This is a genomic window from Flavobacterium limnosediminis JC2902, assembly GCF_000498535.1.
GTDB classification, from domain to species: Bacteria; Bacteroidota; Bacteroidia; order Flavobacteriales; family Flavobacteriaceae; genus Flavobacterium; species Flavobacterium limnosediminis.
Map to the genome: position 1 here is coordinate 38,560 of NZ_AVGG01000019.1, position 17,440 is coordinate 55,999.

Consider the following 17,440-nt stretch of genomic DNA (forward strand, 5'->3'; position numbering starts at 1 on the left):
ATTAACAAGTTTCGGCAGAATAGTAATATCTTTGACAAAATAATTTAATGACAGTTCGCATGCAAAGCCCTCTTCTTTCTGTTATAATGCCGGTTTTTAATGGTGAAAAATTTCTTTCAGAAACAATTGAAAGTATTTTAAATCAAACATTTACCGATTTTGAATTACTGATCCTGAACGACAATTCCACCGATAGCACTCAAGCAATTATCGAACGTTATCAGGAGAAAGATTCCCGAATAAGAACTATTATAAAGGAGAGTAATGTGGGGCCGGCCAATTTGAGAAATGAAGGTTTTTCACTGGCAAAAGGAGAATATATTGCCTTAATGGATGCGGATGATATTGCATTACCCACCCGATTTGAAAAACAGGTTCAGGTTTTGAATACCAATCCTGAAGTTGGAGTTTGCGGAACCTGGTTTACTTTTTTTGGAGGAAAAAAGAACAAAACGGTTAAACAGCCGGAAAATCACGATAAGATCAAAATATCTTTTTTAAGCAGTTGCAGCATCGGAAATCCTACCGTGATGGTACGAAAATCTGCCTTGAAAGAACATCGATTTGAAAATCAGTATGTTCCCGTAGAGGATTATGATTTATGGAGCCGAATGATTTTTACCACTAATTTTCATATCGTCCAGGAATCGTTACTTAGATACAGACAACACGATTCAAACATCAGTAAAACCAAAATAGAAAATGTTAACCGTTCTGTAAGAGCTGTGAAAAGCAATATGCTGAAACAGTTTGGAATAGACAGCTCGGATACGAATGTTGATGTTTACCTAAATGCGCTGACCATGAAGCGCAAACTCACTCCCGAAGAAATAAAGAATACGATAAAAGCCTCGAAATTTATTATTTCTCAAAATGAAAAACTTGGTAATTTTGATAAGGTTTTATTAAAAAAACAGATTGACAGTGTGCTTTTACGAACAGTGAGAAATGCAAAAAAACACAATATGTCTTTTTTTAATTATCTTAAAAATGAAGAAAAGGACTTGTTCAGACAGATCAAATTCTTAGACAAAACGATACTTTTCTTTAAATGCATTACAGGGTAATGAAAATAAAAAAGATAGCTGAGCTATCTTTTTTTATTGATGAATCTCCGCAATTCCCGAATAATGAAATTTGCCTTGATTTGTTTTCCTTTATAACTTCCTTTTCCCAGATTAATGGGGGAATAGTTCTTATATTTATATCCGAAACTTTCATTCCAAAATCCGTATTTAAGCGTATCTTCATGCTTTATTTTAGGAAATTCATACGAATCATCAGTTAAAATAGTCATCAATTCCGCATGGTTTTTCGGAATCACAAAACAGTCTAAACGCTCGTAAGCTGCTCTTCCCAACAAAACCACATTCTTACCTGCAAAAGCCGCTTCGGCACCAACAGTTGAACCGAAAACAACAATGATATCACTCTTGTTGATTAATGCATAAGTATCAACACTATCTTCGGCCGGAATTATCTCAACCGATTTGTATTTCCCAATAACATCTCTTAAAAACTGATTCTGACTGTTATCCAGTCCTTTCAAATTGGGATGAACCCGCAAATAGAGTTTAACATCGGTATTGTTTTCCAAAGCCTCACAAATCTGACGAATTCCTTCATTATCATTGGAATAAAAATAAGGCCCGAAACCTTCCAATCCTTCATACTCATCCAACGAAGAATTAAAAATAGTGATTACTTTCTTACCTGAATTATGTTTAAAACTTTCCGGAAGCCTTCCTTCTTGCTGTTCTTTGGTAAACGAATACCAAGCATCTTCCACTCGTTGGATTCTGTTCGTATAAAAAGTTTCCCCTATTTCTTCCTTGTTTCCGATGGCCTGCTTCCAAAGTCTTTCCATTTCTTCACTGACTGTTTCTATGGAATGCGGAATGGAATTTACACGAAACAGAAACGAATCTATTTTTCCGCCACGTTCGTGTGTTGCATAATCAATTTTCTTTTCCTGACAAACGCGCAACACCGGGCGGTTCTCGATAAATCTTCCGTTGAAAAGCACCACTAAATCGGGTTTGACCTCCTCAATAATCATCTGAAAAGCTTCATACAGATAAGCCCCGGTAAACAATCCCCGTTCTATAAAATCCTTGTAGTCGGTAACATACGGTTCATGATTTCGGGTAAAAGAAACCAACGACGAAGCAGTTGCCATTCCGGAATCATAATTTTTATATCGGAACGCTTTTAGTTCGGAAATATCTGTAAAATCTGATTTAGGTACAAAACTTTTTTTAAAATCGGATTGTTTCAGAAACGAGCTATATAGAATAACGTGTAGGTTATGTGCATTTTCAATCTTCTTTTTTATAAAGTTAACCCCCTTATTAACCCTGGAAAAACACACCTCACAATCCATTTTTTTATGTTCAGGATTATTGAAGCACACTTTAAAATCGGCATTACAAATCAGCCAGTACACTCTGTTTCCCTGCTGAAGCAAATGCTCCACAATTTCCATCTCGGTTTCAAGATGCGGTGCCGGATGGTATGTGGTTTGTACAAGAACTGTTTTGTCCCGTATGCTGTCGATATGTATCATTGGTACATTTTAAATTATTCTGCAAAATCAAGTTTCATTGGAGTTCCCTTTTCTAAATCCGTTTTGGCTTTTTTCCCCAATAATTCATTCAAATATTTAGGATGCAACCCAAAACCAGGGCGTACAGAACGCAAATTAAGCGCGGTAAATACCTCTCCGGCTTTCATATCCTCGGCAATGTACAAAGAACGACTGAAATCTTTTCCTTTCGCCTGTTTTTCGGTTAATGTATAATCTACCACACCGATTGCTTTTTCAGCTTCGCGAACTGCTTTTACCATTGCGGTAAATTCTTCTTCATTCATTGAAAAAGATGCATCCGGACCTCCAATGGCGCGGTCTAAAATAAAGTGTTTTTCAATGATTCTTGCTCCGAAAACCGTTGCCACAATTGGCACTGTGCTTCCCATAGTATGATCGGAAAGTCCGCTGATAACGTTATAGCGCTCGGTCAAATCTTTCACCATAATCATGTTCGCTTCTTCGATTGGTGCCGGATAACTCGACGTGCATTTTAAAAGCGCAATATCATTATTCCCCATTCTTCGGCACGCATCTAAAGCCAGTTCGATGTCTTCCTGTTGCGCAATTCCGGTAGAAATAATGATCGGTTTTCCTTTCGAAGCCACATATTCAATCAATGGAATGTCGGTAATTTCAAAAGACGCAATTTTATACGCAGGGGAGTTCAAATCTTCCAATAAATCCACCGCTGTTTTATCAAACGGAGATGAAAAACAGATTAGGCCTTCCTCTTTGGCTACTTTATATATTTCCGCATGCCATTCCCAAGGCGTATAGGCTTCCTGATAAAGGGAATGCAGTTTTTTTCCGTCCCATATAGTCCCTTTGATTACAAAATCTTCCTTATCGGAATCGAGCGTAATTGTATCTGCCGTATACGTTTGCAGTTTAATACAATCGGCACCAGCGCGTTTTGCGGCTCTTACGGTTTCCAACGCAGTTTCCAGACTCCCGTTGTGGTTGGCTGAAAGTTCTGCAATGATAAAAACCGGTGATTGTGAATCTATTTTATAGTTGTCTATTATCATAGTCGTTTTATATAATGAAAACTGTCAATGTTTTCATATTTAAGCATTTCCAGCATCGAAAAACCAGCCTTTTCAAAAGCTTTTGACGAAGCGGGATTATCTAATTTGATGTAAGCACTGATGCAAATTTCAGGATTTTTTGTTAAAAATGCATCGGAAGATAATGCTATCATTTTGGCCGCATAGCCTTTTCCTCTGTGATTTTCATCGGTGGAAATTCCGATTATCGCCGAAGTATTGTCTGTTTTCTGAATGCGCACCTGCCCGATATTCTGATTATCATGGTTCTGAAAGAGGAACATATAACAATTCTCGTCTTTCAGTTTCGACTTAAACCAGTTTACATGATTCTCGTACGGAATACTTTCCGAAGAATACGAATTGCTTCTTACCGTGGGATCGTTAGCCCAATTATAATACAGTTCGACATCGTTTTCCGTTGCTTTCCGGAATAAAATATTGTTATTTACTTTCGAATGAATAAGAACATCCAGGTACTTTCCGTCAAAGAAACAATGTTCTTTCAATCGGGCATCTTCAGTGAATCCGCAATTCAAAAGCACATCATACAGGTGCGGACGTAAATCAAACGCGTACGTAAATATCTTATGAAAATTTAATCCTTCGAAAGCCACTCTTTCAATCAGACTCAGGTAATTCGACCAGAATTCGGCAAAAAAGGCCTTTTCTAGGTCCGTTTTCATGATGAAGGAGATTTCGGCATTTTTATCTATCCAGTTGATATGCACCAAACCGCCATAACCTACAAACTGATCCTCATGAAAAAAAGAAAACAATAACTGATTGGGTTTTTCTGTCTCAAAAAGTCCTGCAACAACCGTAGCAAAATAGTTTTCCTGCTTTTCGGTTGTTAATGTCTCCGATTGCCTTAAATGGTACAATTGCTCGTTTCTGATCTTCAGGATTTCATATTTATCCTCATCCCGAATCGGTTCGATATGGAACGAATTAATTTTGAAAACATTGGTATCTAAACATTTGTATGTGCGCATCGGAACTATATTTTTATAACGTTTTTCTGAAAACCGCTTTAGCCGGACTGCCTACAAGGAATTTTTCATACCCCTGCTCCAAGGCATCCTGATACAATTTCAACGCTTCGCCGAACGCTTTTGCAAAATAATAGGCATCTTCTTCGGTATGAGAGAAACAAGGCATGAAAACACCCTGGAACAATATGCCGCGCTGAATCATTTCCTGCATGAAAAGCGTTCTGTATCCCTGACTGGCAACACCCGATTTGTCTTTAAAAACAAAAAACGGCATCCATTCGGCGGCAACGACTTCGATATAATCGGATAATTCGTTTTCTATAACTAATTGCTGACATAATTCGGCCACTTTTTTACCGATGCTATGGTTGTGAGCAATCACATTTTTATTCTGATATTCTTTGATAGTTGCAATAGCCGCAGCTAATCCGTGGGTTTCTCCACCGTGTGTTGTCGAAATCAAAAACACCTTTTCTTCACCTTCACGGGTAATTCCGCCCAACTCCATAACCTCTTTTGTACCGGTTAAGGCACAGAATGAAAATCCATTGGCAATACCTTTTCCCCACGTTGCCATATCAGGCGTAACTCCGTATTTGGTAATAGTACCTGGGAATTCTGTTTTGAAACCGGTCACCATTTCGTCGGCAATGAACAAAGCACCGTTTTCATGGCAGAGTTCGATTGCCTGTTTCAGGAAGTCCGCTACGTTAAAATCGGCCGGAAGGTGCGGATAATTTCCCTTTTCCGGTTCGGTAATCACGCAGGAAATCTGTCCCGGATATTTGGCAAACAATTCTTTTAATGATTCAATATTAAACGACTGAAATGTCACTGACAAATTGGAAACCGCTTCAGGAACGCCTTTATTACAGGCTGTTTTTCCGATGAACCAATCGTCATAACTGTAAAACGGATGATCTACGGGAAAAGCTACCAAATCACGTCCTGTTTTAGCACGGGCTAATTTTACGGCAGCCGTAGTCACAATGGATCCGTTTTTAGAAAACTTCACCATATCGTGTCCGGGAACCAACGCTAAAAACGTTTCGGCCATTTCTTTTTCCAGAGCAGCCGGACGTTGGAAATTCACACCGTTTTCCAATTCTTTTCGGACAGCATCCAAAACAGGCTCGTAGGCGTGACCTAAACTCACACTGGTTAATCCCATGGAACAATCCAGATATTCGTTACCGTCAACATCCCAAATGTGCGAACCTTTTCCTTTTACGATGGCTGCCGGTGATAAAATCGGAAATTGATCGTCTCCCTTGGAATAAGTATGACTTCCTCCCGGAATCAAATTGTGAATTGCTTTTCTGTATTCGTCTGATGCCTTGAAATTCGTAATATTTCTCAGCTGTATTTCGTTAAATTTACTTTTCATATAACCTTCGTTTCTAAAAATAGAATGATTAATACTTTGTATTTCTTCGTGTTGCAATAAATAATCTGCGTACATTTTCCACGGTTGCTTGTCGCCTAATTCCCGGATCAGATGTTGAATCACTTCAAAATCGGACGCTTCGTCAACAGTAATCCGCAAAGCCGCATATTTTTTATCGATGCCTTCATCGGCCATCATCATTTTTGCATTTCTTCGGATGAAAGGCGTAACATGCTCCCTGTCGGCAACGGCTGTAGCTGATTTCCAGGCTTCTTCCAACGCTTTAAAACTGAAAACCTCCACATCCAACCCGTCCGGATACGCTTCCTGCGATTGGTTTGAATGATATTCCAACTGATTGTCCAAACAGAATTGTATTGTTTTATCAATCAATTCGGGGTCAATTAGCGGGCAATCGGAAGTAATGCGCACCACGAAATCCGGTTTTTTGTTTTGTACCGCCTGATAAAACCGGTCTAAAACATCATTCAGACTACCTTTGTACGAATCGATATTCAACTTTTCAGCGATGGCGCAAATCAGATCGGAATCCTTCTCCTCTGTAGTCGCCACAACCCAATCCGTAACCAGTTTTGATTGCTTTGCTCTTTCCAGATGGTAGGCCAACAACGTTTTTCCCTGAATTTCCAGAAGTACTTTCCCGGGTAAACGTGACGAACCGATCCGGGCCTGTGTTACACCAATTATTTTCACCAGTTTACAGGATTTAATAATGATTTATCGTTTATTTCGATGGCTTCAATTTTTGAAAACAAACTTGCATCTGCTTTCCAATCGCACACCATTTGTATGTTCTGTTTTAATTGCGCTGCGGTTTCAACTCCCATGACAATCTTATCGATATTCGGATTTGCAATCACATAATTCAGCGCAACATCCCCCACTGCTACCTGATTTGCTGTACATACAGCATGTAATTCGGTTAAAGCAGTTGTTAAGGGTTTTAATTTTTCGGGTAGCTGATCAGGATTCATGAAATACAATCCCTGAAGGAAAACGGATCGTACGTGAATCTCGGTTCCCAATTGCTTTAGTTCGACCAGTTTACTTTCGAATTTCCGATCCAGAATACTGTAAGGTAACTGAACCAAATCGGGAATAATATTTAAAGCCAGAAGCTTTTCCAATTGTTCCGGATGGTATAATGAAAACCCGATTTTATCTATTTTACCTTCCTTTTTGGCCTGCTGCAACGTTTCCCACAACAGCGGATTTTCAATTAAAATATCGGCATTGTGCGCCAAATATCCGTAAACCGACGTTGAATTCAACCTGGTTAATGATTGTTCAAGCGTATTTTCGAGCTCTGCCTGTGAAGTAACTGCGGGAAATTTGGTAATAATCTGAAAACGGTTATCGGCAAACATCCCCAATCGTTCTTCGGCATTACCGTAAGCCAGTGCAGTATCCAACTGATTAATCCCTGCTTCATTTGCAACTGAAAGAATACCCTTCAATGCTTCATCAGAAGGGACACCATGTGTATTTGAAATACCATAGTTAATCCCAAATTGAACTGTTCCGAGTGTTATTTTCAAAATTACTTCGTAAAATAAGTTGCAATTGCATCAATCACAAAAGATTGTTCATCGTCTGTTAACGTAGGATACATCGGCAGACTGATACAGTGCTTATAGTATTGCTCTGCTAAAGGCATGTCGTTTTCATTCCAGCCCAAATCCCGGTAATACGGCATCAAATGACACGGAATATAATGTATCTGAGCGAAAATTTTCTGTTCTCTCAGATAATTGTACAAACCTACACGGTCTTCGACTTCGATAACATATAAGTGATACGCATGTCCGTCGATATAACCGGATTGGCCTTTTATATACTCTTTTCCAGTGAAAGCAGTATTGTATCTTGCTGCGATGGTTTTACGTCTTTCGATTCCTTTATCCGCACGGGATAACTGACTAATACCTAAAGCCGCCTGAAAATCGGTAAAACGATAATTGTACCCTAAGTTTTGCATTTCCATGTACCAACCCGGATAGGAATCGCCTTCATTTACAGGCTGTCCCACTGCAAATTCCATTGAATTTTTGAAAATATTTGTATCTCTTGTAATTCCGTGCGTACGCAATTCCAATAGTTTTTTGTAGAGTTTTTCATCGTTTGCGGTAATCATTCCGCCTTCACCGGTTGCGATGTGCTTCACCGGATGGAAAGAGAAAATCGCCAAATCTGCATAATTCCCGTTTCCGCAATTTTGCTTTTGCCCTTTACTGTCGATAAAATAACCTCCGGGGGCATGGCAGGCATCTTCTATAATCCACAACCCGTGTTCGTCAGCCAGTTTTCTGAAAGCTTCCAGATTCACGGCGCGTCCTGCAAAATCAACAGGAACAATCCCTTTGTAAGTTCCTTTCGGTGCAGATTTCAACAGTTGTTCTACTTTTTCGACATCCAACAGATACGTATCCGGATCGATGTCTGAAAAAACAACTTCGCCACCGCAATAGCGAACACAATTTGCCGATGCAGCAAAAGTGATTGGTGTTGTAATTACTTTGTCGTCGTTTCCGACTCCTAAAGCCAAAGCGGATAAATGCAAAGCAGCCGTTCCGTTGGAAACCGCTACCGCATAATTACACCCTATATAATTAGCAAAAACTTGCTCAAATTCTAAAATTGTTGGTCCCTGCGTAAGAAAATCACCTTTTAAGGCTTTTGTTACCGCCTGAATATCTTCCTCCGTTATGTTTTGCTTTCCGTATGGTATCATTTTTTATTTTGCTTCAAAATCTGAATAAAGATGTTCTTTTATCTGCTCACGCATACTTTCAACAGTTTCCCACTCCGTATTTTCACCGGAAGTATAACTGAATCCCAGTGGAACCAATTCTGCATTAAAAGTTTTTTTATACTCTTCCATATTCCAATTCGTAACCTGAGGAAGAATCACATAATATTTACCTAAATCATAAGTTGTGAATGAATCGGACGATGTAATCATTTCTTCGTGTACTTTTTCACCCGGGCGGATACCAATTACACGGTGCTCACAACTTGGAGCAATCGCCTGAGCCACATCTAAAATTCTATACGACGGGATTTTCGGAACAAACAATTCACCTCCCCAGGCAGTATCCAAAGCATGAAGTACCATATCAACCCCACCCTGAAGCGAAATATTGAAACGGGTCATATTAACATCGGTAATAGGTAAAATGCCTTCTTCTCTTTTCTTCATAAAAAACGGAATCACAGAACCGTTGGATCCCATTACATTTCCGTAACGCACCACTGAAAATTTAATATCCTGCTTTCCTTTGATATTGTTGGCTGCAATAAATAATTTATCTGAAGTCAGTTTAGTTGCTCCGTATAAATTAATTGGCGCGCAGGCTTTATCGGTTGACAAGGCAACCACTTTGGTCACGTTACTTGACAGACAGGCCTTAATTACATTTTCAGCACCGCCAATATTGGTTTTCACACACTCATCCGGATTGTATTCGGCAATATGAACGTGTTTCATTGCCGCCGCATGAATAACATAATCGATATCGTTAAAAGCTCTCTTCAAACGCTCCAAATCCCTTACATCACCAATAAAATAGCGTATTGCAGGGTATTGGGACTCCGGAAATTCCTGAGCCATCTGAAATTGTTTCTGCTCATCACGGGAGTAAATCACAAGGCGTTTAACGTTTGGCCATTTCTCTAAAATTGTCTTGGTCAATTCCTTACCTAAAGACCCCGTTCCTCCTGTAATTAATATGGATTTATTATTCAGCATTTTTATGATTTTTAGCCTACAAATATATGAATTAAAGATTTAGTTTTTTTAGTCGTTCTTCACTCCCAATTATTACGCTTTATTTTTAGTGATTTTTAGAAAGACAAGCTCCAAATGTTAATTATCTTTGCAATTAAATTTACTCGAAATGGACATCAATACCGAAGTACACAACGCCTACGAAGTCATTAAAAACGGCGGAATCATTCTTTATCCGACAGATACCGTTTGGGGCATTGGCTGTGACGCCTCTAATCCGGAAGCAGTGAAAAAAATCTATGCCTTGAAGCAACGAGAAGAAAGCAAGAGCATGATCGTTTTGATGAATGGTGAAAAAATGATGTATACAGTTTTCAAAGACATCCCGGAAGTAGCCTGGCAAATTCTGGATTTATCTGAAAAACCAACCACTTTAATCCTGGACAACCCCAGAAATGTGGCTCCTAATATTATTGCAGAAGACAAAACCTTAGGTGTACGGATTGTTAAAGAACCGTTTTGCTTCAAATTGATGGAACGTATGAAAAGACCGTTGGTTTCCACTTCGGCAAATATTTCCGGTATGTTCACGCCAAAATCTTTTAAAGAAATCAGCCCTGAAATTTTAAAAGGTGTTGACTATGTGGTAAATTTGCACCACGATAAAATTTGCGATAAGCCTTCTACTATCATTAAATTAACGAATGATAGTCAGGTTAAGATTATCCGCAAATAACATTTTATAAGCCACGAATACACAAATTAAAATGCCGAATATTATTCATAAAACTGAAAGCTACAAACTGCTTGGTTTATTATTTGAGGTTCATAACAATCTAGGCAAAGGATTTTTAGAAATTGTATACAAAGATGCAATTGAATACGAATTAGAGAAATCAAAAATTCTTTTTGATCGGGAAAAAGAATATGCCGTTAATTACAAGGATATTATTTTAAAACATAAATTTTATGCAGATTTTATCGTTTTTGATAAAATAATTTTAGAGGTAAAATCTTGTAGCCATATTTCAGATTCGCACATTGCACAAGCAATGAATTATTTAAAAGTATCAGGTAATAACTTGGCAATAATAGCCAATTTCAACAACGAATCATTAGAATACAAAAGAATTGTAATTTAATAAGAATAACCCATTCACAAATAAAAACATAAAAATTCGTGCATTCGTGGCTGTAACAAAAACAAACGAACCTGCGGTAAACAACATGAATTACAAAGACGCATTACAAGATAAAATATTCAAAATAATCGCCCAGGCAGCCAACGAACTTAACGTGGAAAGCTACGTTATCGGTGGTTTTGTCCGTGATTTGATTTTAAAACGCGATCACAAGAAAGATATTGATATTGTCGCGGTTGGCAGCGGTATCGAACTCGCATTAAAAGTTTCCGAACTCATTCCGAACAAACCGAAAGTCCAGGTTTTCAAAAACTACGGAACAGCCATGTTGCGCTATCATGACATGGATATCGAATTCGTTGGCGCAAGAAAAGAAAGCTACAACCACGACAGCCGTAACCCGATTGTGGAAAACGGAACGTTGGAAGACGACCAAAACCGACGGGATTTTACCATTAATGCATTAGCGCTTTCGCTGAATGAAAGCACATTTGGCGAACTGGTAGATCCTTTTAACGGATTGGCGGATATGGAAAACAAAACCATAAAAACGCCTTTGGATCCGGATATTACCTATTCTGATGATCCGTTGCGAATGATGCGCGCGATTCGTTTTGCTTCGCAGCTGAATTTTGAAATTGAAGCCGAATCTTTAGCCTCCATCACAAAAAACAAAGACCGAATCAACATCATTTCAGGAGAGCGCATTGTTGATGAACTGAATAAAATACTGATGTCTGATGTTCCCTCGGTTGGATTTTTACTGTTATACCAAACCGGATTGCTGGACATTATCCTTCCGGAACTGACCGCTTTGAATCAGGTGGAAGAAATTGAAGGTCATACACATAAAAACAACTTTTACCATACTTTGGAGGTGGTGGATAATATTTGTCCGAATACCGATGATGTATGGTTACGCTGGTCGGCTTTACTGCACGACATTGGTAAAGCACCCACAAAACGTTATAATAAAAAACAAGGCTGGACTTTTCACGGTCATGAGTTTTTAGGCGGAAAAATGGCCAAGAAAATTTTTGAGCGTCTTCACATGCCGTTGAACCAAAAACTGAAATTCGTTCAGAAAATGGTGATGATGAGTTCGCGTCCGATTGTACTGGCCCAGGATATCGTTACGGATTCGGCCGTAAGGCGTTTGGTTTTCGATGCCGGTGAAGACGTGGAAAATCTGATGACTTTATGTGAGGCGGATATCACCACAAAAAATCCAAACAAATTCAAAAAATACCATAACAATTTCAAAATCGTCCGCGAAAAAATTGTGGAAGTGGAAGAACGCGACAAAGTACGGGTTTTTCAACCCCCTATTTCCGGTGAAGAAATCATGGAACTATTCAATTTAAAACCGTCAAGGGAAATCGGTGTTTTGAAAGAAGCCGTGAAAGAAGCGATTCTGGAAGGCGAAATCCCGAATGAGTATCAGGCCGCCTATGATTTTGTGTTGATGAAAGCCGAAAAAATGGGATTGAAAAAAGTGGCAAAATAACAACGTGACAGCGTTTCAAAGTCACAATGTCTCTTAGAAACTTTGTAACTCAGAAACTCAGCAACTCTAAAAAAATGAAAAAAGAAGACAAATCTGTAATTATCTGGTTATTATCCGGTTGCGTATTATTATTCATTATGGTAATGGTGGGAGGCATCACCCGATTAACCAACTCCGGGCTATCCATGACCGACTGGCATTTAATCACCGATACGTTTCCGCCATTGACTGAAGAGAAATGGGAACATGCCTTTGAAGAATACAAAAAATTTCCAGAATATCAGCAAATCAATATCCATAACGATTTCGATTTAAGCGATTATAAATTCATTTATTTCTGGGAATGGTTCCATCGTTTTATCGGACGCATCATCGGAATGGTTTTCATTATTCCTTTCATCTACTTCCTGATTAAGAAACGTTTATCATCCGAAACCATTAAAAAATGTATTATTCTTCTGGCAATGGGCGCTTTTCAGGGATTCCTGGGTTGGTTCATGGTAAAAAGCGGGTTAATTGATAATCCGGATGTGAGTCATTTCCGTTTGTCGTTACACCTGACCTTCGCTTTCATAACCTTTGCCTACACACTTTGGGTTGCTCTGGATTTGATTTATCCGAACAGAATTGAAGCGATACAACCCTTGCGTACTATAGCTCGCTTAGCATTGATCTTCTTAATTGTCCAAATCATTTATGGTGGTTTTGTGGCAGGACTGAATGCCGGATTGGTTCACAACCATTGGCCGTTAATGAGTGACGGACAATTTTTCCACGAAAGCATTGTTTTAGAAAAAGATTCGTGGTTGCTTCGCCTCACCGAAGGTAAAAGCGGCGTGCAATTCGTTCACCGAACCATGGCTTATGTTGTAGTCGGATTAATGGTGTATTTATATTTTCGTAGTAAAAAATATGTTTTGGACGCTACTCCGAAAAAAGGAATAACGACTTTGGTTGCCGTTGTTTTTATTCAGTTTGCATTAGGAGTTTTCACTTTATTGTTCCACGTACCGCTTTGGCTGGGACTAGCACATCAACTGGTTGCTTTTATGCTGCTTTCGGCTATGGTATTTACACTGCACCGATTGAGTAAGTAGGCAAAGTTTACGGTTTACTGTGTCCAGTTGACCGTAAACTGAACACTTTTTACTAATTAATGCGAATCAAGGGTTGAATCTGTAACTTTTGATTAGCATAATTACTGATTACTACCCAATCCATTCCTTAAAATCGTTCACGCGTTCCCGGGCCACAATTACCTCATCATTGTTGTACGTTGGCAGAATAACTTTCAATCGGGAATTACTGTGCAATTGAATTTCCTTAATTGCCTTCATCGGAACAATGAATTTCCGGCTTACGCGGTAGAAATCGGCCGGATCGAGTTCAGTTTCCAATTGCTCTAAGGTACCGTCTAGTAAATAATCGCGATTGTCTAGCGTATGAAGATAGGTGCCTTTATTTTCGCTGTAAAAACATTCTACCTCATCCACATTGATCAGTTTTAGCTGTTGCCCGATTTTTACGGTAAATCGCTTTTTATAATTTTTATCAATCGGATTGACTAGCATTTTCTTAATCATTTCAAAATCCAATGAGAGGTTTTGAGGCTGATTTCTTGCTTTGAATTTATTCACCGCCATTTCCAGGTCATCTTCGTCGATGGGTTTCAGTAAATAATCGATACTGTTAAGTTTAAAGGCTCGAAGTGCGTATTCGTCGTACGCTGTGGTAAAGATCACCGCGCTTTTAATGTCAATCTTTTCAAAAATCTCAAAAGACAAACCGTCGGACAACTGAATGTCAAGAAAAATCAAATCGGGATGCGGGTTGTTTTGGAACCAGTCCAACGATTCCTCCACCGAATGCAACATGGTGCTGACATTCAATCCCAATTTTTCAACTTTACGTTGTAATAAACGTGCTGCCGGCTTTTCGTCTTCTATGATTATAATGTTCATTCTTTAAGGTGCTAAGTTCTAAGGTACTGAGGCGCTAAGGCTTATTTCTTCAACTATTATTATATACAGTCCTGATCTTCTGTTTTTCCACTTTCTGAAAAACTGAGACTGAGACTGAAAACTACTCCCACTTCTCATGCTCATGTTTATCCTTATCCATAAACTCTTTTATTTTTTTTTCTTCCCAATCTTTCCCGAAGATCAGATGATGTCCGAAAACACTAACCCCATGTGCCAGCAAACCGATTCCCCAGAAGAAAGCGGTAAAGAAATTTTCGAACTGAAAATAGCTTTCTCCCGGCTGTAAATTACTGACGTTTAAAAAAACAATCATGATATTCACAAGGATATAGACTGTTAAATGGGTATAAAACCCTTTCAGTCGTTTAACCCTCTTTTGGGCATCCTCATAACGCTCATCGAAGTTATTATCAAAATTATCCATAATGATTATTTAAATTCATTTTTGCGACGCTCCTCTTCTTCCATAAACTCTTTCATCTTGCGTTCTTCCCAATCCTTACCAAAAAAAGGCATGGCGTTAAAAACCTGCAAACCGTGAAAAACCACTCCTATTCCCCATCCCAGCATCGGCCAGTAAAACCAAAGATGCTCCGGTGATGTTAACAGATTAATGATTACGAAAAATATATTCACCACGATGTAAGCCGTCAGATTCCCGTAAAAACCTTTTATCTCCTTTACCCTTTTCTGAGCTCTTTCGTATTGGGCTCTTTCGTTATAATTTGATTCCATGACTACTTCCAGTTTTGTTTTTCTTTGTCCTTGTTTAAAATCTCCCTTATTTTCCGTTCTTCCCAACGTGATCCGTAACCAAAAACCCCAAATCCGTGCATTACCAATCCCATTCCCCAACCTAACATCGGGAACCAAAACCATTGGAATTTAGATGAGAATTTTAAGTTGATGAATATAAGAATCGGAATAACTATACAATAAGATATTAAACTTCCGTAAAATCCGCGGATGGCTTCCACCCTTTTCTTAGCTCTGTAATAAGACGAATCGTCGTTGTATTTATAGGTTGTTTCCATGATTCCCACTTGTTTGGTTAATAGCGGCAATTCTACCGTAAATTCTTTTTCGTTTTGCGTAATTCGGACTTTTCTGTCGGTTAAAATCGCATAACGGCTGATGATGTTCTGCAAACCGACACCTTGCCTGTCTTTAAGTACTTCTTTTTTCTGATAATCATTCTGAACCACAAGACAGTTATTTTGTTCAAAAATCCGGATACGCAAAGGTTTCTTTTCGCTTACCACATTGTGTTTTACCGTATTTTCAAGTAATAACTGTAGTGAAAGCGGAACCACTTTAGCCTCAGGATTACTCACTTTCTCCGGCAATTCGTAGAAAATACTGTTCTCGAAACGCATTTTCAGCAGGTTCATATAAGTTTTGGCAAAAGCGAGTTCTTCTTCCACGCTTACCAGTTCCTTATCGCGCTGCTCCAGCACGTACCTGTAAATTTTTGATAAGGAAGAGGTGAATTTCTGAGCCATTTCCGGATTTTCCTCGATTAAGGAACTCAACACATTCAGACTGTTGAACAAAAAATGCGGGTCAATCTGATTTTTTAAACTTTCAAACTTCGCCGAAGCCGTTCCTGCGATTATCTTCTGCTCTTTTACCCTGTTTTCCTGATACGAGCGATAAAAATAAACGGCATGGATAAACAGACTGATGATTACCGTAATAACAATCGTAACAACGTAATTTGCAGGATGTTCTCCATGTAGAAACTCTTCAGCACTTTTGGCTTTGACGATGACTTCTTTAAAAAACCTCAGTAAAAAAGTAATACTGATGGTTATGACAAGCGACAGGAAAAAACTTAGTAAAATCCTCTTGACAGAAAATCGGTCATCAATGAATACTTTATCTAAAAAAACAAATAAAAATGCGTTCGCCAAATACAAACTTACCGAGTACAACAAAGTATACTGAAGGTCTAAAAGCAGTTGGTTATTCCATCGAATGCTTCCTCCGGTAATCCATCGGATAAAAAGCAATACAAAAAAAACAGCGACCCCAATGACTATCGAACGTAAAAAATGCTTTAAAAATGTATTCATCGATTGCTGAATTTACAATTTAGCTCTGGCAATAGCCGAGGCAATAAAGCCAACGCCCATTCCGACCATGATTCCCATAGTCATTTTGTCAAAATACATTCCTAATCCCATTCCTAAGAACATGCAACCGATAAAAATCGCACCGGCTACTTTATTTTTGTTTTGATTTTGAGTTTCCATGATTAATTATTTTTTTAGTTTCTGAGTGACTTAGTTTCTTGGTGACTTAGTTTCTGAGTAACTGAGCTACTCAGAAACTAAGTTCAGCCACTAATCTTATTTCCCGCAAGTCACCAAAGCTTCTTTCGCCCTATCCAAGCCCCAATTCGGGTGAAAAGCAGTTTCCGGTTTAAATTTAGCAAAAAGTCCGATAGAACGCTCAATTTCCGCACACATTGGTTTGGTATCGGTTCCCCAATATTTCGCACCTCCGATTTCAAATTCGGCTTTAGAGAAAACAACCCTCGGGTTTTCCGGCGCAATAGCCTGTGCTTTATAGTATTGTTCCATCGCTTTACTTGAATATTTCATTCCGTTGGTCATCGGATCCTGAATAATCCATGCGGTATAAATCATCGCCTGAACCACCATTAATTCAGGGTTGTTCGGACTTACCGCTGTGGCATCATCCAAAGCCTGTTGCGCCTTGTCCAACAATGCCGGCGCTTTCGATTTGTCCTGCGATTTGAATACTTCAATCGTATTAATGAATGCCACATAATAATTCGGCAACCAATTTGTTTTTTCCACAGAGGCAATACGTTCGAAAATGGCTGTCGCTTCGGTTGCTTTACCTTCTTTCCATAAACCCATTGCTTTTCCCATTCCTTGTTCATACGGGGTCGGAGCCTGAGCAAATGCTAAACCGCAAATAAATAATACCAGTGATGTGATAATTCGTGTCATAATGTTTTGTTTTTTAGTTGATTCTGTAATTATTGATGATTAAAACTCTTTTAATTTATAGT

At 38.8% G+C, this 17,440-nt stretch carries 18 protein-coding genes; 5 read left to right on the forward strand and 13 right to left on the reverse strand.

The features are described 5' to 3' along the window. Positions 1-59 precede the first annotated feature (59 nt). Positions 60-1,067: a glycosyltransferase family 2 protein gene (locus FLJC2902T_RS15935; protein ID WP_162147691.1), complete on the forward strand. Its 1,008-nt coding sequence runs from the start codon at positions 60-62 to the stop codon at positions 1,065-1,067. 23 nt (positions 1,068-1,090) lie between these two features. Here FLJC2902T_RS15935 and FLJC2902T_RS13045 read toward each other — a convergent pair whose 3' ends face one another. From FLJC2902T_RS13045 to pseB, 7 genes are read right to left on the reverse strand one after another with little or no spacing between them, the layout of a single operon-like run. Then, entirely contained in the window at positions 1,091-2,566 is a 1,476-nt protein-coding gene (locus tag FLJC2902T_RS13045) for a capsular polysaccharide export protein, LipB/KpsS family (protein ID WP_023580280.1), read from the reverse strand. Between the two features lie 14 nt (positions 2,567-2,580). Beyond that, positions 2,581-3,618 (reverse strand): pseudaminic acid synthase, encoded by a 1,038-nt coding sequence (gene pseI / locus FLJC2902T_RS13050; RefSeq protein WP_051364408.1) that lies wholly within the window; start codon positions 3,616-3,618, stop codon positions 2,581-2,583. Then, the gene (locus FLJC2902T_RS16085) at positions 3,615-4,631 is read right to left on the reverse strand and encodes a GNAT family N-acetyltransferase (protein WP_023580282.1); all 1,017 of its coding nucleotides are present in this window, start codon (positions 4,629-4,631) and stop codon (positions 3,615-3,617) included. The genes pseI and FLJC2902T_RS16085 overlap by 4 nt, the downstream gene beginning before the upstream one ends. A gap of 13 nt (positions 4,632-4,644) precedes the next feature. Further along, positions 4,645-6,732 carry a glutamate-1-semialdehyde 2,1-aminomutase gene (locus tag FLJC2902T_RS13065; RefSeq protein ID WP_081712567.1) on the reverse strand — a complete coding sequence of 696 codons (2,088 nt, stop codon included), beginning with the start codon at positions 6,730-6,732 and terminating at the stop codon, positions 4,645-4,647. After that, entirely contained in the window at positions 6,729-7,577 is an 849-nt protein-coding gene (locus FLJC2902T_RS13070; RefSeq protein WP_023580284.1) for an aldo/keto reductase, read from the reverse strand. Before FLJC2902T_RS13070 ends, FLJC2902T_RS13065 begins: the two co-directional genes overlap by 4 nt. 2 nt (positions 7,578-7,579) lie before the next feature. After that, positions 7,580-8,770 carry a UDP-4-amino-4,6-dideoxy-N-acetyl-beta-L-altrosamine transaminase gene (pseC, locus tag FLJC2902T_RS13075; protein ID WP_023580285.1) on the reverse strand — a complete coding sequence of 397 codons (1,191 nt, stop codon included), beginning with the start codon at positions 8,768-8,770 and terminating at the stop codon, positions 7,580-7,582. 3 nt (positions 8,771-8,773) lie between these two features. Beyond that, positions 8,774-9,787 (reverse strand): UDP-N-acetylglucosamine 4,6-dehydratase (inverting), encoded by a 1,014-nt coding sequence (gene pseB, locus FLJC2902T_RS13080; protein ID WP_023580286.1) that lies wholly within the window; start codon positions 9,785-9,787, stop codon positions 8,774-8,776. Between the two features lie 148 nt (positions 9,788-9,935). Between pseB and FLJC2902T_RS13085 the strand changes: the two genes are divergently transcribed. The 4 genes from FLJC2902T_RS13085 to FLJC2902T_RS13100 all read left to right on the forward strand — a co-directional run bounded on the left by FLJC2902T_RS13085 (position 9,936) and on the right by FLJC2902T_RS13100 (position 13,512). Then, complete coding sequence (locus FLJC2902T_RS13085; RefSeq protein WP_023580287.1) at positions 9,936-10,502, forward strand: L-threonylcarbamoyladenylate synthase; 567 nt, start codon at positions 9,936-9,938, stop codon at positions 10,500-10,502. 31 nt (positions 10,503-10,533) lie between these two features. After that, positions 10,534-10,908 carry a GxxExxY protein gene (locus tag FLJC2902T_RS13090; protein ID WP_023580288.1) on the forward strand — a complete coding sequence of 125 codons (375 nt, stop codon included), beginning with the start codon at positions 10,534-10,536 and terminating at the stop codon, positions 10,906-10,908. An 85-nt stretch (positions 10,909-10,993) separates the two neighbouring features. Then, positions 10,994-12,415: a CCA tRNA nucleotidyltransferase gene (locus FLJC2902T_RS13095; RefSeq protein WP_035678854.1), complete on the forward strand. Its 1,422-nt coding sequence runs from the start codon at positions 10,994-10,996 to the stop codon at positions 12,413-12,415. Positions 12,416-12,489: 74 nt separating this feature from the next. Then, positions 12,490-13,512, forward strand: a complete 1,023-nt coding sequence (locus FLJC2902T_RS13100; protein ID WP_023580290.1) for a COX15/CtaA family protein — start codon at positions 12,490-12,492, stop codon at positions 13,510-13,512. A 111-nt stretch (positions 13,513-13,623) separates the two neighbouring features. On the opposite strand, the gene FLJC2902T_RS13105 is transcribed toward FLJC2902T_RS13100, so the two are convergent. The 6 genes from FLJC2902T_RS13105 to FLJC2902T_RS13125 all read right to left on the reverse strand — a co-directional run bounded on the left by FLJC2902T_RS13105 (position 13,624) and on the right by FLJC2902T_RS13125 (position 17,378). Next, positions 13,624-14,376, reverse strand: a complete 753-nt coding sequence (locus FLJC2902T_RS13105) for a LytR/AlgR family response regulator transcription factor (RefSeq protein ID WP_023580291.1) — start codon at positions 14,374-14,376, stop codon at positions 13,624-13,626. A gap of 121 nt (positions 14,377-14,497) precedes the next feature. Continuing rightward, on the reverse strand, positions 14,498-14,821 hold the full coding sequence (locus FLJC2902T_RS13110) for a 2TM domain-containing protein (RefSeq protein ID WP_023580292.1): 324 nt from the start codon (positions 14,819-14,821) through the stop codon (positions 14,498-14,500). A 5-nt stretch (positions 14,822-14,826) separates the two neighbouring features. Then, positions 14,827-15,132: a 2TM domain-containing protein gene (locus tag FLJC2902T_RS13115; protein WP_023580293.1), complete on the reverse strand. Its 306-nt coding sequence runs from the start codon at positions 15,130-15,132 to the stop codon at positions 14,827-14,829. Between the two features lie 2 nt (positions 15,133-15,134). After that, positions 15,135-16,472 (reverse strand): histidine kinase, encoded by a 1,338-nt coding sequence (locus FLJC2902T_RS13120; protein WP_023580294.1) that lies wholly within the window; start codon positions 16,470-16,472, stop codon positions 15,135-15,137. A 12-nt stretch (positions 16,473-16,484) separates the two neighbouring features. Continuing rightward, positions 16,485-16,652 (reverse strand): hypothetical protein, encoded by a 168-nt coding sequence (locus FLJC2902T_RS16400; RefSeq protein WP_023580295.1) that lies wholly within the window; start codon positions 16,650-16,652, stop codon positions 16,485-16,487. Between the two features lie 96 nt (positions 16,653-16,748). Then, entirely contained in the window at positions 16,749-17,378 is a 630-nt protein-coding gene (locus FLJC2902T_RS13125) for a tetratricopeptide repeat protein (protein WP_023580296.1), read from the reverse strand. Positions 17,379-17,440 lie beyond the last annotated feature (62 nt).